Source organism: Streptomyces sp. NPDC057963 (assembly GCF_042887155.1).
Taxonomy (GTDB): Bacteria; Actinomycetota; Actinomycetes; order Streptomycetales; family Streptomycetaceae; genus Streptomyces.
Window position 1 is genome coordinate 275,888 of the sequence record NZ_JBHVPX010000011.1, and the last position, 14,298, is coordinate 290,185.

Annotated in this window: 10 protein-coding genes; 6 read left to right on the forward strand and 4 right to left on the reverse strand. The window is 71.7% G+C overall.

Annotated features, from left to right (window positions below):
• The first annotated feature begins 39 nt into the window (after nucleotides 1-39).
• Both speB and ACFVT1_RS25890 read left to right on the forward strand, forming a co-directional pair.
• Nucleotides 40-1,008, forward strand: a complete 969-nt coding sequence (speB, locus tag ACFVT1_RS25885) for an agmatinase (protein WP_362208320.1) — start codon at nucleotides 40-42, stop codon at nucleotides 1,006-1,008.
• Nucleotides 1,005-2,690, forward strand: coding sequence for a thiamine pyrophosphate-binding protein (locus tag ACFVT1_RS25890; protein WP_389799564.1), 1,686 nt, complete (start codon nucleotides 1,005-1,007; stop codon nucleotides 2,688-2,690). The genes speB and ACFVT1_RS25890 overlap by 4 nt, the downstream gene beginning before the upstream one ends.
• A gap of 89 nt (nucleotides 2,691-2,779) precedes the next feature.
• On the opposite strand, the gene ACFVT1_RS25895 is transcribed toward ACFVT1_RS25890, so the two are convergent.
• Nucleotides 2,780-3,151 (reverse strand): hypothetical protein, encoded by a 372-nt coding sequence (locus ACFVT1_RS25895; RefSeq protein WP_389799567.1) that lies wholly within the window; start codon nucleotides 3,149-3,151, stop codon nucleotides 2,780-2,782.
• Between the two features lie 209 nt (nucleotides 3,152-3,360).
• On the opposite strand from ACFVT1_RS25895, the gene ACFVT1_RS25900 reads away from it, so the two are divergent.
• Nucleotides 3,361-4,305 (forward strand): serine hydrolase, encoded by a 945-nt coding sequence (locus tag ACFVT1_RS25900; RefSeq protein ID WP_389799569.1) that lies wholly within the window; start codon nucleotides 3,361-3,363, stop codon nucleotides 4,303-4,305.
• Between the two features lie 234 nt (nucleotides 4,306-4,539).
• The gene (locus ACFVT1_RS25905; protein ID WP_389799572.1) at nucleotides 4,540-8,343 is read left to right on the forward strand and encodes an ABC transporter ATP-binding protein; all 3,804 of its coding nucleotides are present in this window, start codon (nucleotides 4,540-4,542) and stop codon (nucleotides 8,341-8,343) included.
• A gap of 21 nt (nucleotides 8,344-8,364) precedes the next feature.
• Here ACFVT1_RS25905 and ACFVT1_RS25910 read toward each other — a convergent pair whose 3' ends face one another.
• On the reverse strand, nucleotides 8,365-8,865 hold the full coding sequence (locus ACFVT1_RS25910; protein ID WP_389799575.1) for a hypothetical protein: 501 nt from the start codon (nucleotides 8,863-8,865) through the stop codon (nucleotides 8,365-8,367).
• 177 nt (nucleotides 8,866-9,042) lie between these two features.
• Here ACFVT1_RS25910 and ACFVT1_RS25915 point away from each other — a divergent pair, with 177 nt between their 5' ends.
• Nucleotides 9,043-9,468, forward strand: a complete 426-nt coding sequence (locus tag ACFVT1_RS25915) for a hypothetical protein (protein WP_389799578.1) — start codon at nucleotides 9,043-9,045, stop codon at nucleotides 9,466-9,468.
• Nucleotides 9,469-9,566: 98 nt separating this feature from the next.
• The gene (locus ACFVT1_RS25920; protein ID WP_389799580.1) at nucleotides 9,567-11,036 is read left to right on the forward strand and encodes a S28 family serine protease; all 1,470 of its coding nucleotides are present in this window, start codon (nucleotides 9,567-9,569) and stop codon (nucleotides 11,034-11,036) included.
• 129 nt (nucleotides 11,037-11,165) lie between these two features.
• Here ACFVT1_RS25920 and ACFVT1_RS25925 read toward each other — a convergent pair whose 3' ends face one another.
• Together ACFVT1_RS25925 and ACFVT1_RS25930 are read right to left on the reverse strand one after the other, a co-directional pair.
• Nucleotides 11,166-13,031, reverse strand: a complete 1,866-nt coding sequence (locus tag ACFVT1_RS25925) for a glycoside hydrolase family 3 protein (RefSeq protein WP_389799582.1) — start codon at nucleotides 13,029-13,031, stop codon at nucleotides 11,166-11,168.
• Between the two features lie 151 nt (nucleotides 13,032-13,182).
• Complete coding sequence (locus ACFVT1_RS25930) at nucleotides 13,183-13,974, reverse strand: recombinase family protein (RefSeq protein WP_389799585.1); 792 nt, start codon at nucleotides 13,972-13,974, stop codon at nucleotides 13,183-13,185.
• Nucleotides 13,975-14,298 lie beyond the last annotated feature (324 nt).

The following is a 14,298-nucleotide window of genomic DNA, read 5'->3' on the forward strand; positions in this document are numbered from 1 at the left end:
ACTGAACGACGTATGACACCCGAAGGAAAGGCACCCACCATGAGCAGCAACGAAACGCCGCGCGGTCCCGTCGACTCCTCCCGGGTCCCGCGGTACGCCGGACCCGCGACGTTCGCCCGGCTGCCCCGCCTCGACGAGGTCGGCACCGCCGATGTCGCCGTCGTCGGCGTGCCCTTCGACACGGGTGTCTCCTACCGCCCCGGCGCCCGCTTCGGCGGCAACGCGATCCGTGAGGCGTCGCGCCTGCTGCGCCCGTACAACCCGGCGCAGGACGCCTCGCCGTTCGCCCTCGCGCAGGTCGCCGACGCCGGTGACATCGCCGCGAACCCGTTCAACATCAACGAGGCCGTCGAGACGATCGAGGCCGCCGCGGACGACCTCCTCGCCACCGGCGCCCGCCTGATGACGCTCGGCGGCGACCACACCATCGCGCTGCCGCTGCTGCGGTCCGTCGCGAAGAAGCACGGCCCGGTCGCCCTGCTCCACTTCGACGCCCACCTCGACACCTGGGACACCTACTTCGGCGCCGAGTACACCCACGGCACCCCGTTCCGCCGCGCCGTCGAGGAGGGCATCCTCGACACCTCCGCGCTCTCCCACGTCGGCACCCGCGGCCCGCTCTACGGCAAGCAGGACCTGGACGACGACGCCAAGATGGGCTTCGGCATCGTCACCTCCGCCGACGTCATGCGGCGCGGTGTCGACGAGGTCGCCGACCAGCTGCGCCAGCGCATCGGCGACCGGCCGCTCTACATCTCCATCGACATCGACGTCCTGGACCCGGCGCACGCGCCCGGCACCGGCACCCCGGAGGCCGGCGGCCTGACCTCCCGCGAGCTGCTCGAAATCGTCCGCGGGCTGTCCTCCTGCAACCTGGTCTCCGCCGACCTGGTCGAGGTCGCCCCCGCCTACGACCACGCCGAGATCACCTCCGTCGCCGCCTCCCACACGGCGTACGAGCTGACGACGGTCATGTCCCGCCAGATCGCAGAGGCCCGTTCGAAGTGAGCCACGACCACCACGACGAGCGGCCGCAGCTCACCCCCGAGCAGATCGCGGCCGCCCTGAACCCCCCGCCCGGACGCAACGGCGGCGACCTCGTCGTCGAGACCCTCCAGGGCCTCGGCGCGACCACCGTCTTCGGACTGCCCGGCCAGCACGCGCTGGGCATGTTCGACGCGCTGCGCCGCTCGTCCCTGACCTACCTCGGCCTGCGCGTCGAGAACAACGCGGGCTTCGCCGCCGACGCGTACGGCCGGATCACCGGTGAGGTCGCGCCGCTGCTGCTCTCCACCGGGCCGGGGGCCCTCACCTCCCTCGCCGCGCTCCAGGAGGCGGCGGCCGCCTCCGCCCCCGTCCTCGCCATCTCCAGCCAGATCCCGACCGCGGGCCTGGGCGGCGGCCGCCACGGCTACCTGCACGAACTGCGGGACCAGAAGGCGTCGTTCCGCGACGTCGTGAAGTCGGTCCACACGGTCCGTACGGCCTCCCAGATCCCGTCGGCGATCGCCGCCGCCTGGGAGTCGGCGCTGACCGCCCCGCACGGACCGGTCTGGATCGAGATCCCGCAGGACGTACTCCTCGCCGAGACCGCCCTGCCCGTCGTCACGGCGATGGACGCCACCCCGCGCGCCCTGCACGCCCGTCCCGAACTGACCGCCGTGGCAGCCGGTCTGCTGTCGAGGGCCGAGCGTCCGGCGATCATCGCGGGCGGCGGAGTCGTACGGTCCGACGCCTCCGGCAAGCTGCTCGCGCTCGCGGAGAAGATCGACGCCCCCGTCGTCACCACCTTCGGCGGCAAGGGCGCCTTCCCGTGGGAGCACCCGCTCTCGCTCCAGTCCTGGCTGGAGGACCGCCACACGACGGACTTCCTGGAGTCCGCCGACGTGCTGCTGGTCGTCGGCTCCGGACTCGGTGAACTCTCCTCGAACTACCACACCTTCAGCCCGCGCGGCCGGGTGATCCAGATCGAGGCCGACGCCGGGAAGCTGGAGTCCAACCACCCCGCGCTCGGCATCCACGCCGACGCCCGCGAGGCGCTGTCCGACCTCCTCGACGCGGTCGACCGCCGCGAGGACCCGTCGGCGCCGGACCGGGTCCGTGCGGTCCTGGAAGCGGTACGCGACCGGCTCGCCGGCCAGGAACTCGGCCTGGAGCAGCGGCTCGTCGCCTCGGTCCGCCAGGCGCTGCCCGACACGTCCCCCAGCTTCTGGGACATGACGATCCTCGCCTACTGGGCCTGGTCCGCCTTCGACGCCCGCCGCCCCAACACGATGCACTCCGCCCAGGGCGCGGGCGGCCTCGGCTACGGCTTCCCGGCCGCCCTCGGCGCGGCGGCGGCCGACCGCACGAAGCCGGTCCTGGCGGTCTCCGGCGACGGCGGCGCGATGTACTCGATCGCGGAACTGGCCACGGCCCGCCAGTACGACCTCCCGGTCACCTGGCTGATCGTCGACGACGGCGGCTACGGCATCCTGCGCGAGTACATGACGGATGCCTTCGGCGAGGCCACGGCGACGGAACTCGCCCGCCCCGACTTCGTCGCCCTCGCCGAGTCCTTCGGCGTCCCGGCGGTCCGTACGACCCCCGAGACGCTCGCCGACGACCTGGCGAAGTCCCTTGCGGAGCCCGGCCCTTCGGTGGTCGTGCTCCCGGCCCTGCTGAAGATGTTCGAGCCGACGCATCTGTGACGCACACGCCGGAGCGTCCGCGGGGGCACCTGCCCGTCCCGCCCGTCCCGCCCGTCCCGTGCCCCCGGCCGCCGGGGGCACGGGACGGTTCAGCGGCCGGCGGTCTCCGCCGCGGCCTTCGCGAGGGCGTCCAGCTGCTCCTGCCGGCCCCGGAAGAACTCCTTCCGCTGATCAGGGCTCAGCGCGGCCGGCAGGTCTCTGGCGGCGGGCATCAGGTCCGGGATCGTCCTGAAGACGGCGCCCGCCTCGGCGCCGTGGCCGCGCAGCCGCGCCCAGTACAGGGACTTGCCGACCGTGTGCAGAGGCACGGTCATCTCCGTACGCGGCCTCCTCGCGGCCCGCTGCCTCGACTCCTCGCGCCCCAGCGCGCGGAAACCGATGTCGCCCAGCCGCTGCAGCACCTCCAGGGCGGCGTACAGCTGCCCGCAGAGATGGGCGTCGGTCGGCCGGTCGTCCGGCATGATTCCTCCCTGTTCCGCGCCGTTGCGATGACGGACGCCATCCCTACCCGGCCCGCGCGGCAGGGGAACACCGGCACGCGCCGTACGGCCCCTTCCGTCCGTACAACCTTTCCGTCCGCCAGAAGTCATCAGTGTCGGGTGTGCCGGGGGCACACCGCGTACATGCACCAAGGGGGAAATGTCCTGTGAAAAAGCCTTGTATATCCCGTATGTCCGGACGCGCGCGGGGTGCGGTGTCCCTCGCGCTCGCCGCAGGCGTACTGGCACCCGTGGCGCTCGGCGCCACGCCCGCCGCCGCGACGCCGACGGTGAGCTGCACGTCCGGCAAGGCGGGGCTGGCCGCGAAGCTGTCGAAGGACATCACCGCCGCGCTCAAGGGGCGGAAGTCCACGACGGCGGTCGCGCTCTACGACCGGACCACCCGGACGAACTGCTCCCTGCGGGCGGCGACGAAGTACGACTCCGCCAGCGTCGTGAAGGCGACCGTGCTGGCGACGCTCCTCTGGGACAACAAGAAGCACAACCGCCTTCTCACCCAGCGCGAGATCAACCTCACCACCGCCATGATCACCAAGTCCGACAACAACGCGACCACCAGCCTGTGGAAGCAGCTCGGAGCGACCAAGGTCAAGGCGTTCCTGAAGGCCGCCGGGATGACGCACACCGTGCCCGGCTCCGGTGGCTACTGGGGGCTGACCCAGATCACCGCCCAGGACGAGCAGCGGCTGCTGACCCTGCTGACCGCCAAGAACTCCGTGCTGAGCGACAGCGCGCGGACGTACGAGCTGGGCCTGATGCGCAAGGTCGTCTCCTCCCAGCGCTGGGGCACGCCCGCCGGTGCGCCGTCCGGGGTGACCGTCCAGGTCAAGAACGGCTGGCTGCCGCGCGCCACCCACGGCTGGCGGGTGCACAGCGTCGGCGCGTTCACGGGCAAGGGCCACGACTACGCGATCACCGTGCTCACCCAGGACAACAAGACGATGAACGACGGCATCAGCACCGTTCAGGCCGTCGCCCGCGCCGTGCACAAGGACCTCAGCCCGGCCGCCACCGCGAAGGCGACCGTCGCACCGCCCGCCGCCCCGCAGGAAGCGGTGCCCGCGGTGCCGGAGGCACCGGCCGTACGGATGCTCACCGCGACGCCGCGGTCGTAGCGGACGCGTCCGGAGCCCTCCTCGACCGCCGGACGCGGTGCCGCGTCCGGCGATCGGGGAGGCAGAGCCCCGGTCCGGGCGGGTGGGCACGTCCCACCGGTTCGACGCAGCCGGGCGTAGGCCGGTCGGCGGACCGCCCTACGCCGAAGGACCCGTCTTTGTAACGGCGGGATGAAATCCGCTGCCCACCGCGTTGGTGCCATCCGGTAGACCAGGTCGAACGGGGAGGCACCGGTGACGGAAGCAGAGGACGCGGAGCGCGCGGGGCGCGCGCCCGGCTGGGCCCGGCGGCTGAGCGGTTACGCGTGGCGCTACCGGCGCAATGTGCTGCTCGCGCTCGGCTCGTCGCTCGCCGGCATGGCGGTGCTGGCCCTCGTCCCGCTGATCACCAAGGTGATCATCGACGACGTCGTCGGCGACCGCACACGGTCACTCGCCGTCTGGACCGGGCTCCTCATAACCGCCGCCGCGCTGGTGTACATAGCCACGTACATCCGCCGCTACTACGGCGGCCGGCTCGCCCTCGACGTACAGCACGACCTCCGTACCGAGATGTACGGCACGATCACCCGCCTCGACGGGAGGCGCCAGGACGAACTGTCCACCGGACAGGTCGTCGGACGGGCCACGAGCGACCTCCAGCTGATCCAGGGGCTCCTGTTCATGCTCCCGATGACCATCGGGAACGTGCTGCTCTTCCTCATCTCCTTGGTGATCATGGCGTGGCTCTCGCCCCTGCTCACCCTGGTCGCCGTCGCCGTCGCTCCCGCCCTCTGGTACATCGCCCGCCGCTCCCGCGCCCGGCTCTTCCCCGCCACCTGGTACGCCCAGGGGCAGGCCGCCGCCGTCGCCGGGGTCGTCGACGGGGCCGTCTCCGGGGTCCGGGTCGTCAAGGGGTTCGGACAGGAGGATCAGGAGACCGGCAAGCTGCGCGAGGTCGGGCGGAAGCTGTTCGCCGGGCGGCTGCGGACGATCCGGCTGAATTCCCGCTACACCCCCGCCCTCCAGGCCGTCCCCGCGCTCGGCCAGGTCGCGATGCTCGCCCTCGGCGGCTGGCTCGCCACCCGCGGCGAGATCACCCTCGGTACGTTCGTCGCCTTCTCCAGTTACCTCGCCCAGCTCGTCGGCCCGGTCCGGATGCTCGCCATGGTCCTCACCGTCGGACAGCAGGCGCGGGCCGGCGTCGAACGCGTACTGGAGCTGATCGACACCGAGCCGACCATGAAGGACGGCACCAAGGAACTCCCGGCCGACGCCCCCGCGAGCGTCGAATTCGACGACGTGCGGTTCGGCTACGCTCCGTCGCGCCCCGGCTCCGCCCAGGACGAGGAGCTCGGCGGCGGAGCCCCGCACCGCCCCGTCCTCGACGGGTTCTCGCTGACCATCGAGCCCGGTGAGACCGTCGCCCTCGTCGGAGCCTCCGGCAGCGGCAAGTCCACCGTCTCGCTGCTGCTGCCCCGCTTCTACGACGTGACGCACGGCGCCGTCCTGGTCGGCGGCCACGACGTCCGCGAGCTGACCCAGCGATCCCTGCGCGCCGCCATCGGCCTCGTACCGGAGGACAGCTTCCTGTTCTCCGACACCGTCCGCGCCAACATCGCCTACGGATGCCCGGACGCCACGCAGGAACAGATCGAGCAGGCGGCCCGCTCCGCCCAGGCCGACCGGTTCATCGCCGCCCTGCCCGAGGGCTACGACACCAAGGTCGGCGAACACGGACTCACCCTCTCCGGCGGCCAGCGCCAGCGCGTCGCGCTCGCCCGCGCCATCCTCACCGACCCCCGGCTGCTCCTCCTCGACGACGCCACCTCCGCCGTCGACGCCCGCGTCGAGCACGAGATCCACGAGGCGCTGCGCCAGGTGATGGCCGGGCGGACGACCCTGCTGATCGCCCACCGCCGCTCCACCCTCGGCCTCGCCGACCGGATCGCCGTCCTGGAGCACGGCAGGCTCGCCGACATCGGCACGCACGAGGAGCTGGAGCGCCGCTCCCCGCTCTACCGGCGGCTGCTCACCGACCCGGACGAACTGGGCGGCACCTCGCCCGGACACCGGCCGCCGGCCGTCGCCACCGACTCGACCGCCGAGGACGACCGCGCGCTCCAGGAAGAACTGGACACCGAGTTCGACGCCGAGCGCGGCATCAGCCCGCGCCTGTGGGTCCGCGAGGACGAGCCGCGCGACACCGGGGCGGCCGGCATGCCCGCGACCCCGGAGCTGCTCGCCCAGGTCGAGGCACTGCCGCCAGCCACCGACACACCCGACATCGACGAGGCACGGGCCGTCCGGGCCGAGGAGTCCTACGGGCTGCGCAGGCTGCTGCGCGGCTTCGGGCTGCCGCTCCTGGTCAGCCTGGCCCTGGTGGCGGTCGACGCGGGCGGCGGGCTCCTGCTGCCCGTACTGATCCGGCACGGCATCGACCAGGGGGTCTCGCAGCTCGCCCTCGGCGCCGTCTGGGCGGCGTCCGCGCTGGCCCTGGTGGTCGTGCTCGTGCAGTGGGCGGCCCAGATCGGCGAGACCCGGATGACGGGCCGCACCGGCGAGCGGGTGCTGTACTCGCTGCGGCTGAAGATCTTCGCGCAGCTCCAGCGGCTCGGCCTGGACTACTACGAGCGCGAGCTGACCGGCCGCATCATGACCCGGATGACGACGGACGTGGACGCGCTGTCGACGTTCCTGCAGACCGGTCTGGTCACGGCCTTCGTCTCCGTCGTCACCTTCTTCGGCATCATGGTCGCGCTGCTCGTCCTCGACGTGCAGCTGGCCCTCGTCGTCTTCGCGACGCTGCCGGTGCTGGCCATCGGTACGTTCTTCTTCCGCCGCAAGAGCGTCCAGGCGTACGAACTGGCCCGGGAGCGGATCAGCGCCGTCAACGCCGACCTCCAGGAATCCGTCTCCGGGCTGCGGATCGTGCAGGCGTTCCGCCGCGAGCGCGACGGCGCGGACCGGTTCGCGCGGCGCAGCGACCACTACCGCGAGGCCAGGGTCCGCGGTCAGTGGCTGATCTCCGTCTACTTCCCGTTCGTGCAGCTGCTGTCGTCGGTGGCCGCCGCCGCCGTCCTGATCGTCGGCGCGGGCCGGGTCGACAACGGCACGCTCACCACCGGTGCGCTGGTCGCCTACCTCCTCTACATCGACCTGTTCTTCGCCCCGGTGCAGCAGCTCTCCCAGGTCTTCGACGGCTACCAGCAGGCCACCGTCTCCCTCGGCCGCATCCAGGAACTCCTGCGGGAGCCGACCTCCACCGACGCGCCGGACGAACCGCTGGACGTGCTGTCGCTGCGCGGCGAGATCGCCTTCGAGGACGTGTCCTTCGCGTACGGCTCCGGCGATGACGCGGAGGCGGCCCTCACCGACGTCGACCTGCGCATACCGGCCGGTCAGACGGTCGCCTTCGTGGGTGAGACGGGCGCGGGGAAGTCCACCCTCGTCAAGCTCGTCGCCCGGTTCTACGACCCGACGGGCGGCCGGGTCACGGCGGACGGCACCGATCTGCGCCGCCTCGACCTCACCGCGTACCGGCACCGGCTCGGAGTCGTACCGCAGGAGGCGTACCTCTTCGCCGGTACGGTCCGCGACGCCATCGCCTACGGGCGGCCCGAGGCCACCGACGCCGAGGTGGAGGCGGCGGCGCGGGCGGTCGGCGCCCACGACATGATCGCCACCCTGGACGGCGGGTACCTGCACGGGGTCGCCGAACGGGGCCGCAACCTCTCGGCCGGACAGCGCCAGCTGATCGCCCTCGCCCGCGCCGAACTCGTCGACCCGGACGTCCTGCTGCTCGACGAGGCGACGGCCTCCCTGGACCTGGCCAGCGAGGCCCTGGTCAACCGGGCGACCGACCGGCTCACCGGCCGCCGTACCACCCTGGTCGTCGCCCACCGGCTGACCACCGCCGCCCGCGCCGACCGGGTCGTGGTGATGGACCACGGCCGGGTCGTCGAGGACGGCACGCACGACGAGCTCCTGGCCCGTGACGGGCACTACGCCGTGCTGTGGCGCACGTTCATCGGGGAGGACGAGCCCGCGGGGGTGTGAGAGGCGGGCCCGTCCACCGGTTCACTCGCCGATGCCGGAGATCTTGCCGGTCTCCAGGTCCGACCGCACGGTCAGATACGTGTAGGTGGGATGCTTGCCGGTGCTCCAGGTGAGCCGCACCGTCGACCAGGTGTGGCCGGCGCCGCTCTCGCCCGGGGTGACCCGGACGGCGAGCGGGGTGTTCTGGGCGCGGAGCACGCCGTCCGCGTGGTTGTGCCGCTTCCAGGCGTCCAGCTGGGTGCGCAGGCGGGAAGTCAGGTAGAAGGATCTCAGCGCGGTGGCGAGCTTGCCGCCGCCCTCCGCCGTGGCGGCGTCGATGTAGGCGCCGTAGAAGTGGGCGACCCGCTGGTACGCCGGGGCGCCGGCGCTGTGGGCCGGCGCGGCGGCCGCCGGGGCCTGCGGGGCCGCCGCGCCGGCCGGGACCACGGCGACGGCGGCGGCGGTGAGGAGAGCGGTGGCGAACAGCGTCCGGCCGATGGCGCGCCGGCCGCGCGGAGCCTGGGCGTCGCGGAGGTGGAGCATGACGGTTCCTGCCTTTCGTGTGGCTCTGCCCTGTGGGAGCCATGCTGTGGCGATGCGGTCGCCCGGAAGGTGGAGCGCGCCGGGTGCAACCTCCGGATGGCCTCCTGCGTCGTACACGTGTATGCGCGTGTGCCGAGCAAGGGTGTAAATGTTCGATCGGACGATGTGGGGCGGCTGGTGACCAGAAGGACCGGAAGGGCCGGCGGGAACGAACGCGGCGGATCGCGCCGGACGCTTGTGCGGCTGTTCGTCCTGCCGCTGTCGGCCGCCGTCGGTCTGGTGCTGACCGGCACCGTGGCGAACAGCGCCGACGCCGCGGCGGCCTGCGCCGGACGCCCCGCGAAGACGGTCTCGTTCAAGACCGGTGAGCTGCGCGTCTTCAAGAGCCGCGCCTACGCCTGCGCCGTCGCGGTCGCCAAGAAGCCGGGCTCGCGCCGCCCGATGTCCCTGACGCTCCAGCCGCGCGGCGGCAGCCCCGTCACCGACAGCGGCCAGTACACGACACAGGCCGGCCCGGTGACGGTGCACGCGCTGAACCGGTGCGTCCGGGCCTCGGCCACGATCTCCGGAAAGTCCGCCTCCACGGGCTGGATTCTCTGCTGACGGCCTGCCCGGTGAATTCCCCGTGCCAACAGGGTCTGGCGGTGCAGGTGTTGCGCCGCTAGGTTCACGACGACTGTTGTGAATCATGGGGAGGGTGCATGCGCAAGGCGCTCAGAGGGTTCCTGTCGCTGGCGGTGCTCATCGGCACGGTGAGTGCGACGGGCGCCTCGGCCGGGGCGGCCACCGCCGCGGAACCGACCGCGTTCCGGAACACGGCCGGCAGTGACAGCGGTACGAGCACGGACATCAAGGACCGCATCCTGGCCATCCCGGGAATGAGTCTCATCGAGGAGAAGCCCTACGCGGGCTACCGCTACTTCGTCCTCGGCTACACCCAGCCGATCGATCACCGGCACCCGTCCAAGGGCACCTTCCAGCAGCGCATCACCCTGCTGCACAAGGACACGTCCCGCCCGACGGTCTTCTACACCAGCGGCTACAACGTCTCCACGAACCCCAGCCGTTCCGAGCCGACCCGGATCGTCGACGGCAACCAGGTCTCTCTGGAGTATCGGTTCTTCACCCCGTCCCGCCCGGCGCCCGCCGACTGGTCCAAGCTCGACATCTGGCAGGCCGCCAGCGACCAGCACCGCGTCTTCACCGCGCTGAAGCGGATCTACAGCAAGAACTGGCTGACCACGGGCGGCTCCAAGGGCGGCATGACCGCCACCTACTTCGAGCGCTTCTACCCCAAGGACATGGACGGCGTCGTCGCGTACGTCGCGCCCAACGACGTGGTCAACAAGGAGGACTCGGCGTACGACCGGTTCTTCGACAACGTCGGCACCAAGGAGTGCCGCGACAAGCTGAACGGTGTGCAGCGCGAGGCACTGGTCCGCCGTGAGCCGCTGGAGAAGAAGTACCAGGAGTACGCCGCGGCGAACGGCTACACCTTCCAGACCACCGGCTCGCTCGACCGGGCGTACGAGGCCGTCGTCATGGACTACGTCTGGGCGTACTGGCAGTACAGCCTGCTGTCCGACTGCGACACCATTCCGGCCGACGCCCGCAACGCCCCCGACCAGGCGATCTGGGATTCGATCGACTCGATCTCCGGCTTCTCCGCCTACACCGATCAGGGCCTGGAGACGTACACCCCGTACTACTACCAGGCGGGCACCCAGCTCGGTTCGCCCAGCATCACGCAGCCGTGGCTCGGCAAGCTGAGCCGGTACGGGTACCAGCCGCCGCGCAACTTCGTACCCCGCTCCATCCCGATGAAGTTCCAGCCGTCGGTGATGCGCGACGTCGACAGCTGGGTGAAGCACCACGCCCACCACATGCTGTACGTGTACGGGCAGAACGACCCGTGGGGCGCGGAGCGCTTCCGGCTCGGGGCGGGCGCCCGGGACAGCTATGTCATGACCGTGGCGGGCGGCAACCACGGCTCCAACGTGGCCGGGCTCGCCGACGACGACAAGGCGAAGGCCACCGCGGCCATCCTGCGCTGGGCGGGCGTCGCCCCGGCCGCCGTGCAGGACGACCCGGCGAAGGCGAAGCCGCTCGCCGCGTTCGACGCGAGGCTCGACAAGCGCGACGTGAGGAACGAGCGCGGGCTGCGGCCGTAACCGCTCCCCGCGCCGGATCGTGCCCGGGAAAGGGGCTGTGCTCGTACACGGCCCCTTTCCCGGTTCCGCGGCCCTTCCCCGGCTCTCCCAGGGCATTCCTGCTACGCCGCGAGCGTGCCAGGCGTCGCCCTAGTACCTCAGCCCGTAGCCGACCGGGTACAGCACCCGCCCCGGATCGTCCGCCCGCTGCACCGGCACCGGCAGGGTGCCCTCCGGTTCGGCGCGGCCCGCGATCACCCGGGTGGCGGCCCGCAGTTCGACATCGGTCCAGGAGTACGCGGCCAGGCTCGCCGCGAACCCGGTCCCGGACAACTGGGCGATGTCGTACGGATTGCGGATCGCGACCGTGATCACCGGGATGCCGGTCGCGGCCAGCGCGCTCACCAGGGTGCGCTGCGAGCTGGTCGCCGAGACGTTGTACGTCCCCACGACCACCGCGTCCTTGCCCTGTGCGGCGGCCACCGCCTCGTCGATCACCGCCTTGGTGGGGGCGGTGCCGGTGGACAACGCGGTGGCCGCGTGGCCCAGTTCCCCGAAGGCGGCGGCCAGGGTGGTGGTCGGCGGTCCGGTGGTGCCGGACGGGGAGGCCGGGTCGGCGCCGACCACCAGCAGGTTCTTGTGGGAGCGGCGGGAGAGCGGCAGCACCGCGCCGTCGTTGGCGAGAAGCGTGGTGGTCCGCTCGGCGATCCGGTCGGCCGCGGCGAGATGGGCCCGCGTCCCGACGGTGCGGTCCACACCCCTGTGGCTGACGAACGGGTCGTCGAACAGCCCGAGCTTCGTCTTCAGCCGCAGGATGCGCAGGATCGATTCCTCGATCCTGGTCTCGCTGATCTCACCGCTCTTCACGGCCGCCAGGACGGCGTTCCAGGAGACGCTCAGGTCCGGCGGGTTGAGCAGCTGGTCGACCCCGGCCTTCAGCGCGAGCACGGGGACGCGCTCGTCGCCGTACTTCGTCCGCACGCCCTCCATGCCGAGCGAGTCGGTCACCACGACGCCGTCGTAGCCGAGCTCCTCGCGCAGGATGCCGGTGAGGATCGGGTGGGACAGCGTCGCCGGGTCCTCCGCCGGGTCCAGGGCCGGGACGACGATGTGCGCGGTCATGATCGAGTCGATGCCCGCGGCGATCGCGGCCCGGAACGGCGGCTCGTCCAGCTCCGCCCACTGCTCCCGGGTGTGGCGGATGACGGGCAGGCCGGTGTGGCTGTCGGTGCTGGTGTCGCCGTGGCCCGGGAAGTGCTTGGCCGTCGAGGCGATGCCGCTGCTCTGATACCCCTTCACCTGGGCGGCGACCATCCCCGCCACGGACTGCGGGTCGGAGCCGAAGGAGCGCACGCCGATCACCGGGTTGGCCGGGTTGACGTTGACGTCGGCGTCCGGGGCGTAGTTCTGGTTGATGCCGATCGCGGCCAGTTCGGCGCCCGCGATCTGCCCGGCCCGGCGGGCGTCGGAGCGCGAACCGCCCGCGCCCAGCGCCATCGCGCCCGGCATCAGGGTGGCGGGCTCGCCGACGCGGCAGACGATGCCGTGCTCCTGGTCGGTGGAGACGAGGAGCGGCAGGGGAGTGGGGCCGGCGAGACCGGCCCGCTGGATGCCGTTGGAGAGGTCGGCGATCTGGTGCGGGTCGCGGGTGTTGTGCGCCCAGGTGAAGTAGATGATTCCGCCGACGTGGTACTTGGCGATCATCTCGGCGGCGGTGCGGACCCCGATCTCGGCCATGTTGGCGTCGATGTCGGCCTGGTCGGGCTCGGTGGCGGAGTGCCCGTACACCCGCATCACGAAGAGCTGCCCGACCTTCTCCTCCAGGCTCATCCGGGAGATGAGCCGCTTGAGGCGCCTGGTGGTGGCGGCTGAGGTGTGGTGCCCGGCACCGGGCCCGCTGCCGGCGGACCTCCGGGCGGCGACGGCACCGGGGGCGAGGACCCCGCCCGTGACGGCGGCTGCGGCGGTCGCGGCGGTGGCGGTGAGGAGGGTGCGTCTGGAGGTGCGGTGGTGCACGTGAGCTCCTTCGGCCGTACTCGGGGGACGAGAGGGGGTGGTGAAAGAAACTTCCAAGGAGCACGGATATACAGAAAATAACTTCCGGTCAAGGGTCCGGACCGTTTCCGGCCTTGGGGAACATCGGTACAGCCGTTGGCGCTGAGAACGATCACGGGGTCCAGCTGCGGATCTCCGTGTTCGGGCGGGGCTGAGCCCGGAGGCGTTCGCGGAGGTCGATCTCCTCGGGGGTGAGCGGTTCTTCCGGTCGGCGGATGCGGACGGGCTTGGGCCGCAGCGGGAGGCTGTCGTCGGCCGCGGCTTCCTCGGCTTCGGCGAGTGCCCGGTAGAGCGAGGCGACCGACGGGTTCTTGCCCGCGTTCTTCCCGGTCTTGATGACCAGCTTCTTGGCGATCTCGGGGACCGGGACGCCCTTGTCCTTGAGCGCGACGGCGAAGGTGAGCATGTCGTCGTCGATGACCTTCGGGCGCCCGCCGTGGTTGCCCTTGGCCGCTGCGGTGACCTGCCCTTCGAGGGTCTTCTCCCGGATGTGGTTGCGCTCGATCTGCCCGGCGACGGCGAGTACGGCGAAGAACATGGCGCCCATGCCGTTGGGGTCGTAGATGCCGGTGAGCGGGCCGGTGAGGAGTTCGAGCTGGATGCCGCCGGCCTGAAGTTCGGCGGACAGCGTCATCAGCTCGGCGGCGTTGCGCGCGAGGCGTTTGAGCTCATGGACGGTGAAGATGACCGGCGTCTCGGGGGCGGCCTCCTTGAACTGGCGGGCCAGGGCGAGCGCCTTCTCCAGCTCGGGCCTCACCTTGATGCGGGTGCTGATCTGTTCCTTGAAGACCTTGTGGCACTCCGCGCGGTGGAGGGCTTCGAGCTGGCTCGCAAGCTCCTGCCGGGCGGTCGACGTCCTCGCGTACCCGATCCGTACCGGTCGCTCGGTGCGGGGCGCGGGCACGACGGCGAGCGCGAGGCTCTGCTTCCACGCACGCCCCGGGTGTCGGCCGGCGGGGACGGCGATCTCCAGTTCCTCGCGGAGCGCGGAGCGCGGGGACGAGGACGAAGCGCGGAGTGTGGTACTTCGCGGCGGTCTTTCCGCCCCGGGTGCGGCAGGCGCTGCCGGCGGGAGCGTCACAGTTCGGGCAGTCGTGACGTTCTACCGCCAATGCGGCCTGATCGGGCGTGAGATCCATGGCGGCAGCCTCTCGGAACCCCGTCGCACAACATGCGGGTTCTGAGGGGACTTTTGCAAACGGCGACCTGCGGAAACGTGATCACTCCG